Source organism: Mesorhizobium sp. INR15 (assembly GCF_015500075.1).
In the GTDB taxonomy this organism is placed as follows: domain Bacteria; phylum Pseudomonadota; class Alphaproteobacteria; order Rhizobiales; family Rhizobiaceae; genus Mesorhizobium.
In genome coordinates, this window is the sequence record NZ_CP045496.1 from 305,796 (window position 1) to 322,507 (window position 16,712).

Here is a 16,712-nt window from a genome sequence, read left to right on the forward strand (position 1 = left end):
CTCAGAGCGTGAACGACCAGAACAGGCAAGCCAGGGTCGCGGCGGCGAACACGACGAAGAACAGGCTGCGCAGCAGCACGTTGCGGCGAAGTTCGTTGATGACGAAATGGCAGCCAATGATCGCCACGGCAAACAGGAACCGCCGGTTCAGCAGCGCCCAGAGGGCGTCCCTCTGGCCGAAAGCCCATCTGGCGACGAGACAACCGACGATCGCCGCCAACAGAACGATCACCGTCCAGAAGAGCGCATCGGCGGCATTGGTCAGCACGATGCTGGCCGCCCTGATCGGCAGGATCATCATCAGCAGTGCACTGAAGGAATAGACGGCGGCGAGCGGAATGAAGGTCGCGGCATCGGCGATGCCGTCGAGCCGTCTCACACCGATCGCACCATAGGGATAGCCGTGCCTTGCCACGGCAAGGCTGAGCGCCATGAGCAAGGCGGTCAGCACGGCGACGAGTGCGAAGGATGTGAGGGCTCTGCTCATGATGTTCCTGTCCCGGACGAATCAGTCAGGAACAGGTTTAGCCAAGGGTTGTAAATTGCGCGTAAGCGGGACGCATATCTTGCGGATTTCAACTTCGTGCAATGCTGCCCGGCAGCGATGCTGCTACCAGAGCAGCTGGCTACGCAGCGTCAGACAACGGCAACCGTAAGGTCGCCGAGGCCATCGACATGGCCGACCATGACGTCTCCCCGCGAAACACTGCCCACACCAGCAGGCGTACCCGAGAAAATCAGGTCGCCGGCACCGAGTTCAAAGAACCTGGACAGGTAGGAGATAATTTCAGGCACCTTCCAGATCATCTGGCTGAGGTCACCGGTCTGCCGGCGCTCGCCATTGACGTCGACGGCGATGGTTCCGGTGTTTGGATGGCCGACGACGGCCACCGGGAGGATCGGCCCGCAAGGCGCTGAATGCTCGAATGCCTTGGAGACTTCCCAGGGCCGGCGAAGCTCCTTGGCTTCGTTCTGCAGGTCTCGGCGGGTCATGTCGAGGCCGACCGCGTAACCGAAGACATGCTCAAGCGCGCTTTCAGCCGCGATGTCACGGCCACCCTTGCCAAGCGCGACGACCATCTCGATCTCGAAATGCACATCCTGGGACTGCGGCGGATAGGGGAATTTCCCATCGACAAGGCTGACGTTGCCTGGGCTCTTCTGGAAGAAGAAAGGCGGCTCCTTGTTGGGATCGTGACCCATCTCCACCGCGTGAGCCGCGTAGTTGCGCCCCACACAATAGATGCGCCGGACCGGAAACAGCTCCTTGGTTCCGTCGATCGGCAAGGCGGGGATGGCAGCCGGTTCAAATGCGTAGATCCTGCTGGTCATCGTGGTGGCTTTCCTGTCGATCGCGGGAGCTCGGCGGCCGCCGGGCATGGTTGCCTGCAGTCAAGACCGCCGGCACACCAGCTTCTATCCAATCTGTCGCCAATTTGCGATTGGTCGCCACACAACACGATTGTGTGCCAAGACAGCGGCTTCAACGACGCCACCGACCTGGTGCGCCCGCGCTGGTCGCTAGTGCTTGAGGATCTGGCTCAGGAAAAGCTTGGTGCGGCTGTGCTGCGGATTGGCGAAGAAGCTGTCCGGCTTGCCTTCCTCGACGATCTGGCCGGCATCCATGAAGATCACCCGGTCGGCCACCGCGCGGGCAAAACCCATCTCATGCGTGACGCAGACCATGGTCATGCCGTCGCGAGCCAGTCCCGTCATGGTATCAAGCACTTCCGATACCATTTCCGGGTCGAGCGCCGAGGTCGGCTCATCGAACAGCATGACGGCCGGCTTCATGCACAGGCTGCGGGCTATCGCGACGCGCTGCTGCTGGCCGCCCGAGAGTTGCACCGGATATTTGTTGGCCTGTTCTGGAATGCGCACCCGCTCAAGGAAACCGAGCGCGGTCTTGCGCGCCTCCTCCGCCGATACGCCGTTGACCCACATCGGGCCGGCCATGCAGTTCATCAGCACCGTCATGTGCGGAAAAAGGTTGAAGTGCTGGAATACCATGCCGACCTTGCTGCGCACGTCGGCGACGTTTTTCATGCGTGCATGCAGATGCACGCCGTTCACCGTGATCTCGCCATTCTGATGGGCTTCGAGGCGGTTGAAACAGCGGATCAACGTCGACTTGCCGGAGCCCGACGGGCCGCAAATGACGATGCGCTCGCCCTTGTGGACGGTCAGGTTGATATCCTTCAGCGCCTGGTAGGAACCATACCATTTGTTGACCGCCTCGGCCTTGATGATCGGCTCGGCATTCATCGGATCTTGCTCCGGCCATAATGGCGTTCGATGCGTGACTGGATGAGTTCAAGGCAGATCGACATCATCCAGTAGATGAGCGAGGCGGAGATCAGCATCTCCATGTGCTGGAAGGTTTTCTGACCGAGCGTGCGGGCCAGGAACATCAGCTCCCAGACGCCGATGACCGACACAAGCGAACTGTCCTTGAGCATCGAAATGAACTGATTCCCGGTCGGTGGGATGATCACCGGCAAGGCCTGCGGCAGGATGATGCGGCGCATCGTCAGCGAAAAGCCGAAGCCCATCGAGCGTGAGGCCTCCCACTGGCCGCGATCGATGCTCTGGATGCCGGAGCGGAAAATCTCGGTCATGTAGGCGCCATAGCACAGCGACAATGCCAGGATGCCGGCAGGCACCGCGCCGACGACGAAGCCGAACTGCGGCAGGCCCAGATAGATCAGATAGACCTGCATCAGCAGCGGCAGACCGCGAAAGAACGAGGTGTAGAAACTGGCGATGGCATAGGCAAAGCCATTGGTCGACAGTTTGGCAACGGCGCCGAGAATGGCGATCAGCGAAGCGATGACGATGGAAATCGCCGACACATAAAGCGTGGTGACGACACCCTGCGAAATAAGGAAAGGCAGCTTTTGCCAGATGAAAGGCAGGCTGAGATGGAAGGTCGCGAAGAAGGCAAGGAAAAGCACCAGCAGTTCGAGCCAGACGATACCGATCTGCACACGCAGCGATGCAAAACCGATCAGCACGACGTTGAGCGAGAACAGCAGCGCAATGGTCAGGGCGATCGCGAAGCGGCCGTAGAGACCACTATCGGCCGGTTCGCCGATGATCGGGCGCATCAGTTCGCCGAAGCTGGTGCCGGTGAGATTGAAGGTGAGGAAGATCAGAAAGATCGCACCGAACATCGCCGCGACAAACCAGGGTTTGTGCACGAGTACCTCGGATTCGACGGTATCCGGATAAAGCATCGCTTGCCCCGCGAGGTTTGTGGACGGTCAATCGCCCGGCGACCGTTCACGCGGCCACCGGGCGGACTTGATTATTTCGTGACCGAATAGTCCACACCGTACCACTTCTTGGAGAGCGTGCTGAGCGTGCCGTCTTCCTTCATCGCTTTCACGGCATCGGCGATCCTGGCTGAGAATTCCGGGTCGCCATGTTCGATGGCGACGGCCAGAGGTTCGTAGAACACCGGATCGCCAACCTGCTTGATCGGGTAGCCGGCCTTGATCGCATCGTTGATGCTCGGCAGCGACGAGACGACCGCATCGACGCGCACACCATCACCGAGGCGCAGATCATCGAACGCCGTGGTGGAGTTCTCGTAGGAATGCACCTCTTTCGGGTTGAGCTTGTACTCGAAGGCCGGTGCGCCGGCAGCGTCGAGCGTCAGGTCCTTCTTGGCGTAGGCTTCGAAGGTAGAGGTCGTGGTGGCGCCGATGACCTTGCCGTCGAGATCGCCAAGCGAGGTCGCCTTGCTGTCCTTATGAACGGCGACTGCCGCCGGCGTGTAGTAATACACCGCCGGGAAATCGAAAATCTCGGCGCGCTTCTTCGTCGGCGTCATCGAGCCGACATGCATGTCCCAGCGTCCGACCCAATTGCCAGCGGTGATGATGTCCCAGCCGGGGGTGACGAACTCGACCTTGACCCCGATGCGCTTGCCGATGTCCTTGGCGACATCGACATCGAAACCATCGAGCTCGTTGTTGGCATTGACGAAAGACTGCGGCGCCCAGTTGGCGTCGGTCGCGACCTTGAGATCGCCCGCCGCCTTGACGCGGTCAAGCACAGCCCCGGCCTTGGCCGGCAAGGCGCCCAGCGAAAGCGCCAGCGACAGTGCGGCCAGTTTGAGAATCGTCTTCATATTGTCTGTTCCCTTTGTTGTCGTTCAGTCCCCACGGCGACGCCCCTTACCGGCGACGGCTCCGCAACCTCTTCATCGCGCCGGACACCGGCCTCCCAACTGCCTGTTTGTCCGCGTGATAGTCCCAATTGTTGGCCATTTAGCAGCAAGCCGGCTGCCCGCGTCTTCCGGTGACACGGAGGACGTTTCCGCCGCCGCTTGCTCGGAACGATGGGAAGCCGGAAGGCCGCGAACCAATGCGATCATTGGCCTTCTGCCTTTGTTTCATTGAGCACGGCGCTGGCGACGCGAAAGCTTTCGACGCCGGCGGGAATGCCGCAATAGACCGAGATCTGGATCAGGGCGGCGCGAAGCTCGCTTTCGCTCAGTCCGTTTCGGACGGCGCCACGAACATGCACGCCAAATTCATGCATCCGGCCAAGTGCTGCCAGCATGCCCAGATTGAGCAGACTGCGCTGCTTGAGATCGAGTGCCTCGTCCGTCCAGCACATGCCCCAGCAATATTCGTTGAGGATATCCTGGAACGGACGTGAGAAGTCGTCGGCATTATCCCGCGCCCGATCGACATAATTGTCGCCAAGGACTGTGCGGCGGACGTGCTCCCCGGCGGAGCGCAACTTGCTATCCATGGCTGGATGTCTCTCGCTTTGGCGCATTGTCGTCGAGGAAGTCCGACATCAATCCGGCGACCAGCGCCGGTGCCTCGATGAGGATGGAGTGGCGCAGCCCTGGCAGGATCGCCAGTTTCGAACCCGGGATGTGCTCGTGCATATGATGCGCCATGCGGGGGCTGGAGCCGAGATCATCGGCGCCGGTGACAACCAGCGTCGGCGCGCGGATCTGGTCCAGGATGCCGCCGAAATCCGTTTCGGCCAGGACACGATAGGCCGCCGCGTAGCATCTGGGATCGTTTTCGGCGTCCCTGCCGCGCAACCGGGCGATCACCTCAGGATTCTGCTCCTGAAACGCCTCGGTCAGCCAGCGCGACAGGGATTGGGCATGATGCGTGCCCGGCTCGTTCGCCATCAGTGCGGCGAGGCGACCAAGCACGGCCTGACGTTCCTGCGGTGTGCGGCCGGCGACCGTCGACAGCAAAACCAGTTTTCTCAGCCGCTCCGCATGAGTCAATGCAAGACGCTGGGCAATCAGTCCGCCCAGCGAGAAGCCGGCGAGATGAAACGTCCCGAACCCGGCATGATCGGCGAGAGCCAGCGCCTCGGTGACGAAATCATCGATCTCGTAGCGGCCGCCGATGCGGCTCGAATGGCCATGACCACGCAGGTCGAACGTGAGCACGGTGAAGCGGTCCGCAAGCCGGCTGACGACGCCACTCCAGGCCTCCAGATACGAACCGACGCCATGGATACAGACGAGCGGCTCCGCACCAGAGCCATCGACCCGGTAATTGAGCGTCACCTCGCCCGTGTTGAACAGCCGATTTTCCACAGCCATCAGTGCCCGGCAGCCGCACGCCGATCACGTTCGCGGGCGGCGAAATGTGGCATCACCTCGTCGACGAACAGTTTCAGTGTCCTCGCCTGCAGGGCGAATGGCAGGTTGAAGGTCAGGCCGAGGCAATACTGGTCGACACCGGCGGCCTCGTAGTCCTCCAGCTTCTCGATGATCTCGTCGGGCGTGCCGAACATCAGGTTGCGGCGAATGTTTTCCGGGTTGTAATTGTCCTTGCCCTTGACGCTTTCGTAGGAGACCGCCTCGGGAAAGCCATTCGCCACCGTACCGATGTTCTGGAACAAGTTCTCGAACATGCGGCCATAGTCGCTGCTGTGGCGCACAGCGACCTGCCAGTCGTCGGCGCGCTCATAGATGCAAGTGCGGCGCTGCATCATGAAGCGCGGGCGTGGCACCTCGGGATGATTGGCGACCGCCGCGCGGAACTTCTCGCCCAGCACCGCGATCTCGGCCGCCGGAGCGGAGAGCGGCGTCGACAGGATGTTGGCGCCGGCGGCGATCGCCCAGTCGAACGTGCCGGGGTCACGCGCTGCCACCCAGATTGGCGGATGCGGCTGCTGCAACGGTTTCGGCACCGACGTCGCCATCGGGAACTTCCAGTAGTGGCCGTCATGAGCATAGTCGCCGGCCCATAATTTCCTCACTGCCGGCACCAGTTCCTTGAGATAGGCGACGCCTTCCTGCTGCGGCATGCCGCCGGCCATGCGGTCGAACTCATACTGGTAGGAGCCACGGGCAATGCCGAACTCCAGCCGTCCGCCAGTCAGGTGGTCGCAAAGCGCTGCTTCACCGGCGAGCCGGATCGGGCTCCAGTAGGGCGCGACCAGCGTCGAGGTTCCCAACCGGATCTGTTGCGTGTGCTGGGCAAGCCATGTCAGCGTCATCAGCGGGTTTGGCGAGATGGTGCATTCGATCGTGTGGTGCTCGGCGGTCCACAATGTTTCGAACCCGCCCTCATCGGCCATGCGGGCCAGTTCGAGAAGATTGCCCTTCACCGCCGACATTGGCGTGTCTGGCGAAAAGCGCTCCATGGTCAGCGAAACGGCGAATTTCATGTTTCCTCGCTAGGCGTCTGGATGAATGGTGTCGCGATCAGCGCAAGCGGATGACGAACGGGTCCTGCATGGCTCCGGAATAGTCGACGACCACGTTCTTCACCCTTGAGAATTCCTGCATGACGTCGAAGCCGCCGCGCCGGCCGTAGCCGCTTTCCTTGAAACCGCCATTGGCGGACATGAAGGACGATGCCCGGTAGGTGTTGATCCACACGGTGCCGGCATCGACATTGCGGGCGAAGCGCAGCGCGCGGTCGATGTCCTTGGTCCAGATTCCGGATGCCAGCCCATAGTGAGTGTCGTTGGCGAGCGCGGTCATCTCCTCCTCGGACGAGAAGGGTATGACCCCGACCACCGGGCCGAAAATCTCATCGCGCATGAAGTCCATGTCGTTGCGGGCGTCGGTCATGACAGTCGGTTCGAAATACCAGCCGCCAGCCAGGTCCGATGCCTGTGGCCGCCTGCCGCCAACGGCAATCCGGGCGCCCTGGCGCACCCCCGAGGCAACATAGGATTCAACTTTGGACAGCTGCGCCGACAGCGCCAGCGGGCCGATGTCGGTGTCCTCCTGCATGGGATGGCCAACCCTGACCCGCCGCGTGCGTTCGACCAGCGCCTCGATGAAGCGATCATAGATGCTGGCTTCGACGAAACAGCGCGAGCCGGCGACGCAACTCTGGCCGGCAGCCGCGAAAATGCCCGAGACGACGCCGTTGACGGCATGCTCCATCTCGACATCGGCGAAGACCACATGCGGCGACTTGCCGCCGAGTTCCATTTGACACGGAATGAGGTTGCCGGCGGCGTTCTGGGCAATCCTGCGCCCGGTCGCCGTGCTGCCGGTGAAGACGATCTTGGCGATGCCGGGATGACGGGTGAGCGCCTCGCCGGCCGAAGCGCCGGTGCCGGTGACAACGTTGACCACGCCCGGTGGAAAGCCGGCCGCTACAATGAGTTCGGCGAGCGCCAGCGTCGATGCGCTGGCATGCTCCGATGGCTTGATCACCACCGTGTTGCCGATCGCCAGGCAAGGCGCCAGCGTGCCGGTCAGCAGCATCAGCGGCGAATTCCAGGGCGTGATCATGGCGACGACGCCGATCGCCTCGCGCAGGTTGAAGTTGAGCATGTCGAGCTTGTTGACTGGGATCGTGTCGCCCAGCAGCTTGTCGGCCATGCCGGCGAAATAGCCGTAGGCATCAGGCATGGCGCGCATCTGCGCGCGCATTTCCTTGATCAGCTTGCCGTTGTCGCGGGTCTCGATCAACGCCAGTTCGTCGGCATGTTCCAGAACCAGCTGTGCCAGTCTTTGAAGCAGCTTGCCGCGATCGGTCTGCGTCATGCGGCGCCAGGCCGGATCGACAAAGGCTGCCTGCGCGGAACGCACGGCGGCATCGACATCGGCGGCATCGGCTTCGGCCAATTCGTACCAGGGCTCGCCGGTCGTCGGGTCAAAGCTCGGGATGTAATTTCCCCCGGCAGGCGCAACGAAAGCGCCGCCGATAAACAGGTCCTGACGGGAGTTCTTGAGCGCCTTGACTGTGGTTTTCATGTCGGTCCTGTCAGGTTCTATTCTTTTCGGGTGCTATTCCTGCGCGCTTTGCGCCCAGGGCAGCGTTGTTCCATCCAGCCTGGCCAGGCGGCCGCCGTCGTTGGAATCCATGTAGATGCTGAAGGACTCGTCGCGACGTTCACGGCTGTAGCGGCGCAGCAGCGAGCAGATCTCACGCGCCGGAATCTCGTCATATGGCAGATTGGCAATCGGGAAGAAGCGAAAGCCCGGCGGCATCGGAATGGCCGCCGAAATCCCGGCCAGACGGGCCCGATAGATGAGATAGCCGGGGTCGCTGTCAGCGACATCGAACACCGAATAGAGAAATGTTTCCTCCGGCAGCAGCGTCAGCGCGTCGCCGCCTTCAAGCTTTAGCTCGTTTTCGGCTTTCCGGCTCTTGGCGCTGGGCAGCACCCAGCCACCCTTGCCGTCGGAGCGCAGCAGGATCTGACCATCGGCCTCGATGAGATAGCCGACGATCATGCTGTGCGATGCCAGCCAGCCTGGCGGCAGCGGATCCTTGATCGCGGCATAACGGCCACGGCAGAAGCCGAGCGGCGCCGACGGGCTTGTGCCGAAGGCCTGCACGGCGCCGATCAGCACGACATGATCGCCGGCCTCGATACGGTCATGGACGGTGCAGTCGAACCAGGTCAGGCATTCGTTGAGGATCGGCGCCCCGGTATGGACGCGGTCATGGACGATCGATTGAAACTTGTCCGGCGACTTCGAGGCGAAGACCGACGAAACATCGGTCTGGCCTTCATGCAGGAGATTGACGGCGAAACAATCCGATGTGTTGAAGGCGGCGAAGCTGGCGGCGGCCTTGCCGACGCAGACCAGAAGCAGCGGCGGATCGAGCGACACGGAGGTGAATGAGTTGGCGGTCATGCCGCGCGGCGTGCCATCGCCGTCGCGGGTGGTGATGACCGTGACGCCGGTGACGAACGTTCCGAAGGCCCGCCGCAACGCGATCGGATCGATCGCCTGCGGAACCGGCGACTGCGGGGTTGACGATGACGTTTCTGTGGCGGCGATCATGGGACGAAGCTAGCCGCTCGCCAGGGGCGCCGCTTCCTCCTGTTGCGAGGAATGTAGGGCCGGGGCGATGCTGTGTTTCAGAGCAAACGGACAGCAGGCGCAAGCTGCCGGGTGACCGTCGCGGACGAACAGCAATGGCTTGTGGTCAAATCTGGTTTTGGATCAGGCGCGGCTGTCGATCACGCCGCGCAAGCGGATGGCCAGTTCAACCGCGAAGCGCCGCTCTGGCGTGTCGAGATCGATGCCGAACAGTTCCTGGATCCGCGACAGCCGGTAGCGCAAGGTGGTGACATGCAGGCCGATGGAATCGGCGCATGCCTGGCTGCGGCAGCCCTCCCGCAGGTAGGCGAACAGCGTATCCATATAGGGCGTGCCATGCTCGCGATCGTGCTCGGCAATCGCGCCGATGCTCTCATGCACGAAACCGCGCACATCCTCGACTTCGGCGGCGGCCACCAGCATCGGCAGCGGGCCGAAATCCTGGCTGGCGAAGACGCCGGTGCGGCCGAATGAGCGGCCGATGCGGATCATGCGCCGGCAACGATCCCAGGCCGCCGGATAGTCCGAAAGCATGGCACAGACACCGGAAAGGACGACGAAAGGTTCCTGATCGAAGTAGCGGCCCAGTTCCTCGGCGATCTTGTGCAACAACTTGTTGACGCGCTCGGGATCGCCGCCCAACTCGGCGGGGATCAGGCATACGAGGCCATTCTCCACAGCGACAATGCCGGCCGGCACTGAATTCTGCTGCATCAGCCGGATCACCGCATGGTGCGGGTCGAGCGAATAGCCGGCGCCGCGCTTGCTCTGCGCCGGCAGGTCGATGACGATCATCTGCCGGGGCGAGCGCAGGTCGATGTCGAGGCGCTGCGCCCTTTGCAGGACATCGTTGGCGTCATGCCAGCGTTGCTCGACGATCTCCAGGAACAGGTCGGTGAGCGTGCGGGTCTCGAAGCGGAAGCGGATGAAGCTGCGCATCATCTGCACGCTGAGCGCGAATTTGGCGCTGTCCAGCAACAGCAACTCCAGCTGGCTGAAGGGCCGTTGCGCGGTGAAGATCACCAGTGCGCCGACGGCCTCCGCATCGACGCTCAGCGGCTCGATCTTGGCGGTCAGGCGCAACCGGCGCACGCCGTCGTCCAGGAACAGTGTATGGGCTTCGCGCTGCGCCTGGTCGACCGCTGCGCGCGCGGCCTTGATGATCTGCCGGTGCAGGCTGGAGGTTGCCGCGAGCTGCCACGCGGCATCATCGAAATGCGCCTCGCTTGGCGTGTGGCCGGCGACAATCAGGTTGGCGGTAAAGTCCACGACTACGATGGGGTTGGGCAGCAGATCGCTGATCTTTCCTGCAAGCGACGGAACCGAGGCTTCGGCCAGCGCCTGCTGCAGCAAGGACGTATGCGCCTGCAACGCCTGCTGCAGGCGCTCGGCGGCGTGCTTTTCCTCGCGCAGCTTGTGCTGCTTCTCGACCGCGATTTCTCCCAGATGGACGATCATGCCGATGAAGGCCAGATCGTGCGCCGTCACCTCCATGATTTCGCGCGAGACGACGCTGAGCACCATCGGCCGCCCTTCATCATCCCTGCAGTTCATCGGCATGACGAGGACACTGCGATAGTCGCGCTCGAAGGCTTCACGCCTGTAGCCCGAGAACTCCTCGGAGACGCGGGCATCCCTGATATAGACAGGCTCGTTGCGCTGCAGGGCGATGATCGACGGGCTGGTCGCGAGCTCCCAGCGGTCGGGCAAGGGCCGCTGGATCAAGGTCGGGTCGTGTCGGACGATGACGAAGGCGTGGCCATGCGGCGCGTCGATGCTCATGATCGAGCCCATGGTCCACTTGGCGTGCCTGCAGGCGGCAAGCACCAGATCGCGCAGCACGGTGCTGAGGTCGCCGCCCGAATTGATCAGGCTGGCGGCGTCACGCAAGGACAGGATTTGCGACTGGTGATCCAAGTCCGGGGCTCGTCTCCTGGGAATATGCAGATCCGGTAATAAAGCCATTTGACCGGCGTCGACGCTACACCGCTTCCGAGCGCGGCGCACGCCTGTTTTCCTCTGAAACGGAGGAAGACACCTATCGCTTGTGGTCTCTAGGGTCGCCTTTGGCAATGCATTGCGAAGGGAACAGCCGGCATGGATTTCGATATCAGGAAGATTTCCACATTCATCGAGGAAACCTTCGTGGAAGGCTGCAAGGCGGCGCCGAAGCCGGTGACCATGATTGTCGTCGCGGCGGTGCTTAGGAACCCCTGGGCTGGCCAGGGCTTCGTCGAGAACCTGCGGCCCGATATTCTGCGCCTTGCGCCCCGGCTGGGCAGCGAACTGACCAACCGCCTGATTGCCCTGATGCCGGCCGAGAAGATCGAAGCCTACGGCAAGGCCGCCGCCACCGGCGTCAACGGCGAGATCGAACACGCCTCGGCGCTGATCCATACGCTGCGCTTCGGCAATCTTTTCCGTGATGCCGTCGGCGGCACCACCTATCTCGAATTCACCAACACCCGCATCGCACCGGGCGCGTCGATCTCGGTGCCGATGATGCACAAGAGCGAAAACGGCAGGCGGTCGCATTTCCTGACCGCCAATGTTCAGATCTGCGACGGGCCTGCCGCCGATGAAATCGTTGTGGCGATCGGCGCCGCTGACGGCGGCCGGCCACATGCACGGATCGCCGACCGATTCCAGGACATGGCCGAGATGGGATTGGCTTAGACCTGCCTTGAAACCTTGAGGTGCGGCGCGCGTTCCTATGTCTGGCGAGGACGTGGAATGGCGTTTGTGTTGGGGCTCTCAGCGGCACTGCTGGTGGTGTTCGTGGTGATGTTTGCCATTACGGCGGCACGCGACCTCAACAGTTCGCCCTCATTCCACAGATTGCTTGCCTGGTTGAAGCGCCGGGATTAGTTGCCGATACTTTTGCCCATGGCCGTGTCGACGGACAGGCGACTGAACGAGCTGAAAGGCCCGGCAAAAGCCGGGCCCGTCTTCATGCGTGCAAGCCGTTTTGAAAATCAAAAGGCCGGCTGCGTGGTGTCGACATTGTCCTTGGTAACGACCGTCAACGGGATCGGAATGCGATCCTTGACCTCCTTGCCGTCGAGGATCTCGGCCATGGTGTTGATGGCGAGCTTGCCGTCTTCGTCAGGCGACTGAACGATGGTCGAATACATCTCGCCGGATTTGATCGAGGCAAAGGCATCCTTCTGACCGTTGATGCCGACGATCGGCGGTGTCGGCTTGCCCGGATTGGCTTCCTTCCAGGCATCGATGAAGCCCCGCGCCATGGTGTCGTCATTGGCGTAGACGCCGCTGATCTTGTCGCCGAAGCGGGTGATCAGATCGCGGCTGGCAACCAGGGCCTTCTGCTGGTCGAAGTCGGCGTTCACGGTGTCGAGGACTTCGATCTTGCTGCCCAGTTCCTTGAGGTGGTCGACGAAACCGCCGACGCGGCCGATCGTGGTGCCATTGCCGGCCTGGCCGGCAATGATGACGACGGCGCCTTCTCCCTTGAGCGCGGCATTCAGCGAGTCCGCCGCCATCTTGCCTTCGGCATAGACGTCGGGACCCGTGAACGACTTGATGAAGGGCTTGGCCTGGTCGCTCATCGGCGAGTTGATGAGGATGGCCGGAATGTTGGCCGCCTGCGCACCCGCGAGACCCGGAATGTAAGCCTGCGGATCGAGCGGCCACAGGATGATGCCGTCCGCCTTGCGCGCGATACAGGTCTTGAGCTGCTCGGTGCCGGTCTGGACATCGAAGTTCTGGCTCAGGCTCAGCACGTCGATGCCAAGTTCCTTGGCTCGCGCTTCAAGCGCCTTGTTGGCCGGCGTCGCATAGGCATGAGAGTCCGCGGCGGTCACATAGCAGACCGTCTTGGCTTCGGCCCAACCGGCCGAGGCCAGAAGCGCCAAGGCGCCCGCAAGCAAAGCACTTTTCCTGGTAGTCATCATTTCCTCCCTTTGTGGTCGAGTTAGGCCGAGGCGACCGCCGCGGCATGCGTCGGCGTGCCCGTCCGAACCGTTCGGTCGAGGACGACAAGCAGAATGAGAATGAAGCCGGCAACGACCTGCTGGACGTATGCGGGCACCGACTGGAACTCCATCGCGGTGGTGAGTGCGGCGATGGTGAGCACACCGCCAAGGGTGCCCAGCGCCGAACCCCGGCCGCCCTCCAGGCGCGTGCCGCCGACAACCACGGCGGCGATCACCGCGACGGTCAGTTCCGAACCGAAGACCGGCGAGCCGGTGTTGGTGGCGAGGCTTTGCAGCACACCGGCGACACCAGCCAAAGTGCTGGCGAAGACGAAGCCCAGAAACATCATCCTGTCGGTAGAAATGCCGCTCGCCTCGGCCGCACTCGCGTTCGACCCCACGGCGAACAGGTTGCGCCCCGGGACCGTGCGGGTCAGCCAGAAATGCAGAAGCAGGATCGCGGCGAGGAACAGCGCACTGCGCACGGTGAAGATGTCGAAATAGACCTTGGCCAACGCCAGGGAGAACATGATGTCGATGCCGGCGACGGGCTGGCTTGCCGTGACCCAATGGGCGACCGACCGGAAGATCAGCATCGTGGCAAGCGTTGCCACCAGCGAATTGACCCTGAACACCACGGAGAGGATGCCGTTGAGCACGCCTGCGGCTGCGCCCGCCGCCACGCCGACGCACGCCGCCGGCCAGATTCCGAGGCTCGGCTGCAGCACGATCGAAACGATCCCCGACAGGGCGAAGACCGCGCCGCCGGAAAGGTCGATCTGGCCGGCGATCAGCAGCGCCGTCAGGCCGATGGCGATGATGCCGATCGAAGCGCCTCGATCAAGACCGAGGCCGAGCGTCGTCATGCCGAAAAAGCCGGGTACCAGGATCGAGGCCACCAGCAGCGTGAGGCCGAGAATAAGCCCGACCCGATAGCGGGCGACCCCAGAGAGCATGGCCATCATGCCGCTCCGCGTTTGCGAAGCGCGACATCAAGGGCGACGGCGCCGGCGATGAGGAGGCCAAGGACAAAGCCCTGGACCGGTGTGCGGACGCCTTGCAGCACCATGATGTTGGTGAGCAGCTGGACGAAGACCAGGCCGGCGATCGCACGCGGGACCGAGCCGAAGCCGCCCATGATCGAGATGCCGCCGACCACGACAGCCGTGATGGCGCTGAATTCATAGCCGGTGCCGACAAGCGGCCGTGCGCTTTGCAAGGTCAACCCGAGCAAGGCGCCGCTGAGACCCGAGCACAGAGCGGTGATGACGAAGGCGCCGGCCTTGACGGCGCGAACCGGCACGGCACTCGCTTGCGCGGCGTTGTAGTTGCCGCCGGTGGCGATCGTCCATCGGCCCCAGAAGGATCGCGACAGCACGAAGTTGCCGACGATGGCGATGACCAGGAAAATCAGGGCAATGGTCGGGATGCCCAGCACACGGCTCTTCACCAGGGCCGCCGAGGCCGGGTCCGCGCCGTAGACAATGACGCCACCGACCGCTGCCTGGACAATGCCAAGCACGATCGTGCCCACGCCCAGCGTGGCGATGATGGGATTGATGCCGATGTAGCCAACGAGCAGGCCGTTTACGAGGCCGCAGGCTCCAGCAAGGGCAATGGCCAGGACGAAGGCGGGAATCGGCCCGATCATGGGCTGAAGGGCGAGCGAAAGGATGGCGCCACAGGCGATGGTGGCCGGCACCGAAAGGTCGGCCAGTCCGCCAACCACCAGGACGAAGGTCATGCCCACGACGACGATGCCGACGATGGCCATCGATGTCAGGACATTGACCATGTTTCCGGCTGTGAAGAAGACCGGGCTGGCTAGCGACCCGTAGATCACGATCGCCAGGATGGCGATGATGAGGCCGTTGCGCGACAGGAGCTCGGCGAGCCTGTTGCCACGGTTGAAGCGCGGGTTGCCGAGATCGTCTTGCATGGTGAGGGCGATGTCCGTCATGCCGTTTCTTCGCCCGTGGCGAGCGCCATGATGCGTTCTTCCGTCAGGTGCCTGCGCTCGATCGCCGGAGAGGCATGGCCATCGCGCATGACCACGACGCGGTCGCAGACGCCGAGCACTTCCGGAAGCTCGGACGAGATCATCACCACCGCCATTCCGGCCGCGACCAGTTCGCCGATGATCCTGTGGATTTCGGCCTTGGCGCCGACATCGACGCCACGGGTCGGCTCGTCGAGGATCAGCACCGACGGGTTTGCAGACAGCCACTTGGAGATGACAGCCTTCTGCTGGTTTCCGCCCGACAGGAGGTTGATGCGGCGCTCCGGATCAGGCGGGACAATCGAAAGATCCCTGGCGTATTTCGCCGCGAGCTTGCGGTCGGCGCCCATGCTGACGCGGCCGAAACGGGTGAGCCGGCGCAGGATCGGCAGGCTGATGTTCTCGCGCACGGTCATCGACGGAATGATGCCGTCGCCCTTGCGGTCTTCCGGCACATAGGCGATGCCGGCCTTCATCGCCGCCGACGGCGAGCGGATCGTCACCGGCTTGCCGTGGGTCTCGATGCTGCCGGCAGTCACGGCAGACAGGCCGAAGATAGCTTTCGCGACCTCGGTCCGGCCTGCTCCGACCAACCCGGTCAGGCCGAGTATCTCGCCAGCCCTGACCTCGAAGCTGACATCTTCAAAACTGAACCCGTCGCCGAGGCCGCTTACTTTCAGCACCGGGGCTCCGATCGTTGACGGCGTTTTCGGGAAAACGTTGGTCACCTCGCGGCCGACCATCAGCCTGATCATTTCGGCGGCCGTGATGCCGCTGGCCGGCCGGGTCTCGATCATGCTGCCGTCGCGCAGGATCGTGATGTCATCGGCGATCTCAAGCACTTCCTTGAGCCGGTGGCTGATGTAGACGATGGCGATGCCCGACTGCTTCATCTTGCGCAGGATCTTGAACAGCGCCGCCGTCTCATGTTCGCTCAGGCTCGACGTCGGCTCGTCCAGGACGATGATGCGCGGATTGGCGGCGTAGGCCTTGGCGATCTCCACCAGTTGCTGCTGGCTGATCGAGAGATCGCCGAGCCGCGCTCTGGGATCGATGTCGGCGCCCAGTTCCCGCAGAATCGCCGCTGCATTGCGCAGCATCGCCGCCTTGTCGACCAGCGACCATTTTCGCGGCATCCGGCCGAGATAGACATTCTCGGCGACGGTCAGATCGGGAACCAGGTTCAGCTCCTGGTGAACCATCCTGATGCCGAGTTTCTGGGCATCGGCGGGCTTGCGCATGCGCACCTCGACCCCGCCGACCTCAGTGGTTCCGGTGGTGGGAAGGTAGGCGCCGCTGAGCACCTTCATCAGTGTGGATTTGCCGGCCCCATTCTCGCCGACGATGGCATGGACACGGCCGAAATCGACGCTGAGGCTGACGTTGGAGAGCGCCTTCACGCCAGGGAAAATCTTGCTGATCCCTTGCATGCGAAGAGCGCTTGTCGCGGCCGACATCCCTGCCCTCACCCGTTTCCAGTTTCAGATGT

The 16,712-nt window shown here is 62.8% G+C and carries 17 protein-coding genes; 2 read left to right on the plus strand and 15 right to left on the minus strand.

Translation table 11 applies throughout. The features are described 5' to 3' along the window. Window position 1 precedes the first annotated feature (1 nt). The 11 genes from GA829_RS01390 to GA829_RS01440 form a co-directional block, all read right to left on the minus strand. The gene (locus tag GA829_RS01390) at window positions 2-487 is read right to left on the minus strand and encodes a hypothetical protein (RefSeq protein ID WP_195176812.1); all 486 of its coding nucleotides are present in this window, start codon (window positions 485-487) and stop codon (window positions 2-4) included. Window positions 488-636: 149 nt separating this feature from the next. Next, window positions 637-1,332 carry a fumarylacetoacetate hydrolase family protein gene (locus GA829_RS01395; protein ID WP_195176813.1) on the minus strand — a complete coding sequence of 232 codons (696 nt, stop codon included), beginning with the start codon at window positions 1,330-1,332 and terminating at the stop codon, window positions 637-639. Between the two features lie 189 nt (window positions 1,333-1,521). After that, a complete protein-coding gene (locus GA829_RS01400) occupies window positions 1,522-2,265 on the minus strand; it encodes an amino acid ABC transporter ATP-binding protein (protein WP_195176814.1) in 744 nt (247 codons plus the stop codon). Continuing rightward, window positions 2,262-3,236: an amino acid ABC transporter permease gene (locus GA829_RS01405; RefSeq protein ID WP_195176815.1), complete on the minus strand. Its 975-nt coding sequence runs from the start codon at window positions 3,234-3,236 to the stop codon at window positions 2,262-2,264. Before GA829_RS01405 ends, GA829_RS01400 begins: the two co-directional genes overlap by 4 nt. A 71-nt stretch (window positions 3,237-3,307) precedes the next feature. Next, window positions 3,308-4,135, minus strand: coding sequence for a transporter substrate-binding domain-containing protein (locus GA829_RS01410; RefSeq protein ID WP_195176816.1), 828 nt, complete (start codon window positions 4,133-4,135; stop codon window positions 3,308-3,310). Between the two features lie 242 nt (window positions 4,136-4,377). After that, on the minus strand, window positions 4,378-4,764 hold the full coding sequence (locus tag GA829_RS01415; RefSeq protein WP_195176817.1) for a carboxymuconolactone decarboxylase family protein: 387 nt from the start codon (window positions 4,762-4,764) through the stop codon (window positions 4,378-4,380). Then, window positions 4,757-5,587, minus strand: a complete 831-nt coding sequence (locus tag GA829_RS01420) for an alpha/beta fold hydrolase (RefSeq protein ID WP_195176818.1) — start codon at window positions 5,585-5,587, stop codon at window positions 4,757-4,759. The genes GA829_RS01415 and GA829_RS01420 overlap by 8 nt, the downstream gene beginning before the upstream one ends. Beyond that, entirely contained in the window at window positions 5,587-6,660 is a 1,074-nt protein-coding gene (locus GA829_RS01425; RefSeq protein WP_195176819.1) for an LLM class flavin-dependent oxidoreductase, read from the minus strand. The genes GA829_RS01420 and GA829_RS01425 overlap by 1 nt, the downstream gene beginning before the upstream one ends. A gap of 37 nt (window positions 6,661-6,697) precedes the next feature. Beyond that, entirely contained in the window at window positions 6,698-8,209 is a 1,512-nt protein-coding gene (locus GA829_RS01430) for an aldehyde dehydrogenase (RefSeq protein ID WP_195176820.1), read from the minus strand. Between the two features lie 33 nt (window positions 8,210-8,242). Beyond that, window positions 8,243-9,250, minus strand: coding sequence for a flavin reductase (locus GA829_RS01435; RefSeq protein WP_195176821.1), 1,008 nt, complete (start codon window positions 9,248-9,250; stop codon window positions 8,243-8,245). A gap of 162 nt (window positions 9,251-9,412) precedes the next feature. Then, window positions 9,413-11,206, minus strand: coding sequence for a helix-turn-helix domain-containing protein (locus GA829_RS01440; RefSeq protein WP_195176822.1), 1,794 nt, complete (start codon window positions 11,204-11,206; stop codon window positions 9,413-9,415). Window positions 11,207-11,386: 180 nt separating this feature from the next. On the opposite strand from GA829_RS01440, the gene GA829_RS01445 reads away from it, so the two are divergent. Both GA829_RS01445 and GA829_RS36510 read left to right on the plus strand, forming a co-directional pair. Continuing rightward, window positions 11,387-11,965: an amino acid synthesis family protein gene (locus GA829_RS01445; RefSeq protein WP_195176823.1), complete on the plus strand. Its 579-nt coding sequence runs from the start codon at window positions 11,387-11,389 to the stop codon at window positions 11,963-11,965. A 57-nt stretch (window positions 11,966-12,022) separates the two neighbouring features. Continuing rightward, window positions 12,023-12,157, plus strand: a complete 135-nt coding sequence (locus GA829_RS36510) for a hypothetical protein (RefSeq protein ID WP_258052084.1) — start codon at window positions 12,023-12,025, stop codon at window positions 12,155-12,157. Between the two features lie 107 nt (window positions 12,158-12,264). Here GA829_RS36510 and GA829_RS01450 read toward each other — a convergent pair whose 3' ends face one another. Genes GA829_RS01450 through GA829_RS01465 form a run of 4 tightly spaced genes read right to left on the minus strand, consistent with a single transcriptional unit; the run spans window position 12,265 to window position 16,653 of the window. Next, window positions 12,265-13,200, minus strand: coding sequence for a sugar ABC transporter substrate-binding protein (locus tag GA829_RS01450; protein WP_195176824.1), 936 nt, complete (start codon window positions 13,198-13,200; stop codon window positions 12,265-12,267). Window positions 13,201-13,223: 23 nt separating this feature from the next. Beyond that, window positions 13,224-14,186, minus strand: coding sequence for an ABC transporter permease (locus tag GA829_RS01455; protein ID WP_258052085.1), 963 nt, complete (start codon window positions 14,184-14,186; stop codon window positions 13,224-13,226). Further along, window positions 14,186-15,184: an ABC transporter permease gene (locus tag GA829_RS01460; protein WP_195176826.1), complete on the minus strand. Its 999-nt coding sequence runs from the start codon at window positions 15,182-15,184 to the stop codon at window positions 14,186-14,188. Before GA829_RS01460 ends, GA829_RS01455 begins: the two co-directional genes overlap by 1 nt. After that, window positions 15,181-16,653, minus strand: coding sequence for a sugar ABC transporter ATP-binding protein (locus GA829_RS01465; protein WP_258052086.1), 1,473 nt, complete (start codon window positions 16,651-16,653; stop codon window positions 15,181-15,183). The genes GA829_RS01460 and GA829_RS01465 overlap by 4 nt, the downstream gene beginning before the upstream one ends. Window positions 16,654-16,712: the final 59 nt, after the last annotated feature.

Coding starts and splice junctions, on each gene's coding strand:
- GA829_RS01390 (WP_195176812.1), bottom strand. CDS start 487: ATGAGCAGAGCCCTCACATCCTTCGCACTCGTCGCCGTGCTGACCGCC.
- GA829_RS01395 (WP_195176813.1), bottom strand. CDS start 1,332: ATGACCAGCAGGATCTACGCATTTGAACCGGCTGCCATCCCCGCCTTG.
- GA829_RS01400 (WP_195176814.1), bottom strand. CDS start 2,265: ATGAATGCCGAGCCGATCATCAAGGCCGAGGCGGTCAACAAATGGTAT.
- GA829_RS01405 (WP_195176815.1), bottom strand. CDS start 3,236: ATGCTTTATCCGGATACCGTCGAATCCGAGGTACTCGTGCACAAACCC.
- GA829_RS01410 (WP_195176816.1), bottom strand. CDS start 4,135: ATGAAGACGATTCTCAAACTGGCCGCACTGTCGCTGGCGCTTTCGCTG.
- GA829_RS01415 (WP_195176817.1), bottom strand. CDS start 4,764: ATGGATAGCAAGTTGCGCTCCGCCGGGGAGCACGTCCGCCGCACAGTC.
- GA829_RS01420 (WP_195176818.1), bottom strand. CDS start 5,587: ATGGCTGTGGAAAATCGGCTGTTCAACACGGGCGAGGTGACGCTCAAT.
- GA829_RS01425 (WP_195176819.1), bottom strand. CDS start 6,660: ATGAAATTCGCCGTTTCGCTGACCATGGAGCGCTTTTCGCCAGACACG.
- GA829_RS01430 (WP_195176820.1), bottom strand. CDS start 8,209: ATGAAAACCACAGTCAAGGCGCTCAAGAACTCCCGTCAGGACCTGTTT.
- GA829_RS01435 (WP_195176821.1), bottom strand. CDS start 9,250: ATGATCGCCGCCACAGAAACGTCATCGTCAACCCCGCAGTCGCCGGTT.
- GA829_RS01445 (WP_195176823.1), top strand. CDS start 11,387: ATGGATTTCGATATCAGGAAGATTTCCACATTCATCGAGGAAACCTTC.
- GA829_RS36510 (WP_258052084.1), top strand. CDS start 12,023: ATGGCGTTTGTGTTGGGGCTCTCAGCGGCACTGCTGGTGGTGTTCGTG.
- GA829_RS01450 (WP_195176824.1), bottom strand. CDS start 13,200: ATGACTACCAGGAAAAGTGCTTTGCTTGCGGGCGCCTTGGCGCTTCTG.
- GA829_RS01455 (WP_258052085.1), bottom strand. CDS start 14,186: ATGGCCATGCTCTCTGGGGTCGCCCGCTATCGGGTCGGGCTTATTCTC.
- GA829_RS01460 (WP_195176826.1), bottom strand. CDS start 15,184: ATGACGGACATCGCCCTCACCATGCAAGACGATCTCGGCAACCCGCGC.
- GA829_RS01465 (WP_258052086.1), bottom strand. CDS start 16,653: ATGCAAGGGATCAGCAAGATTTTCCCTGGCGTGAAGGCGCTCTCCAAC.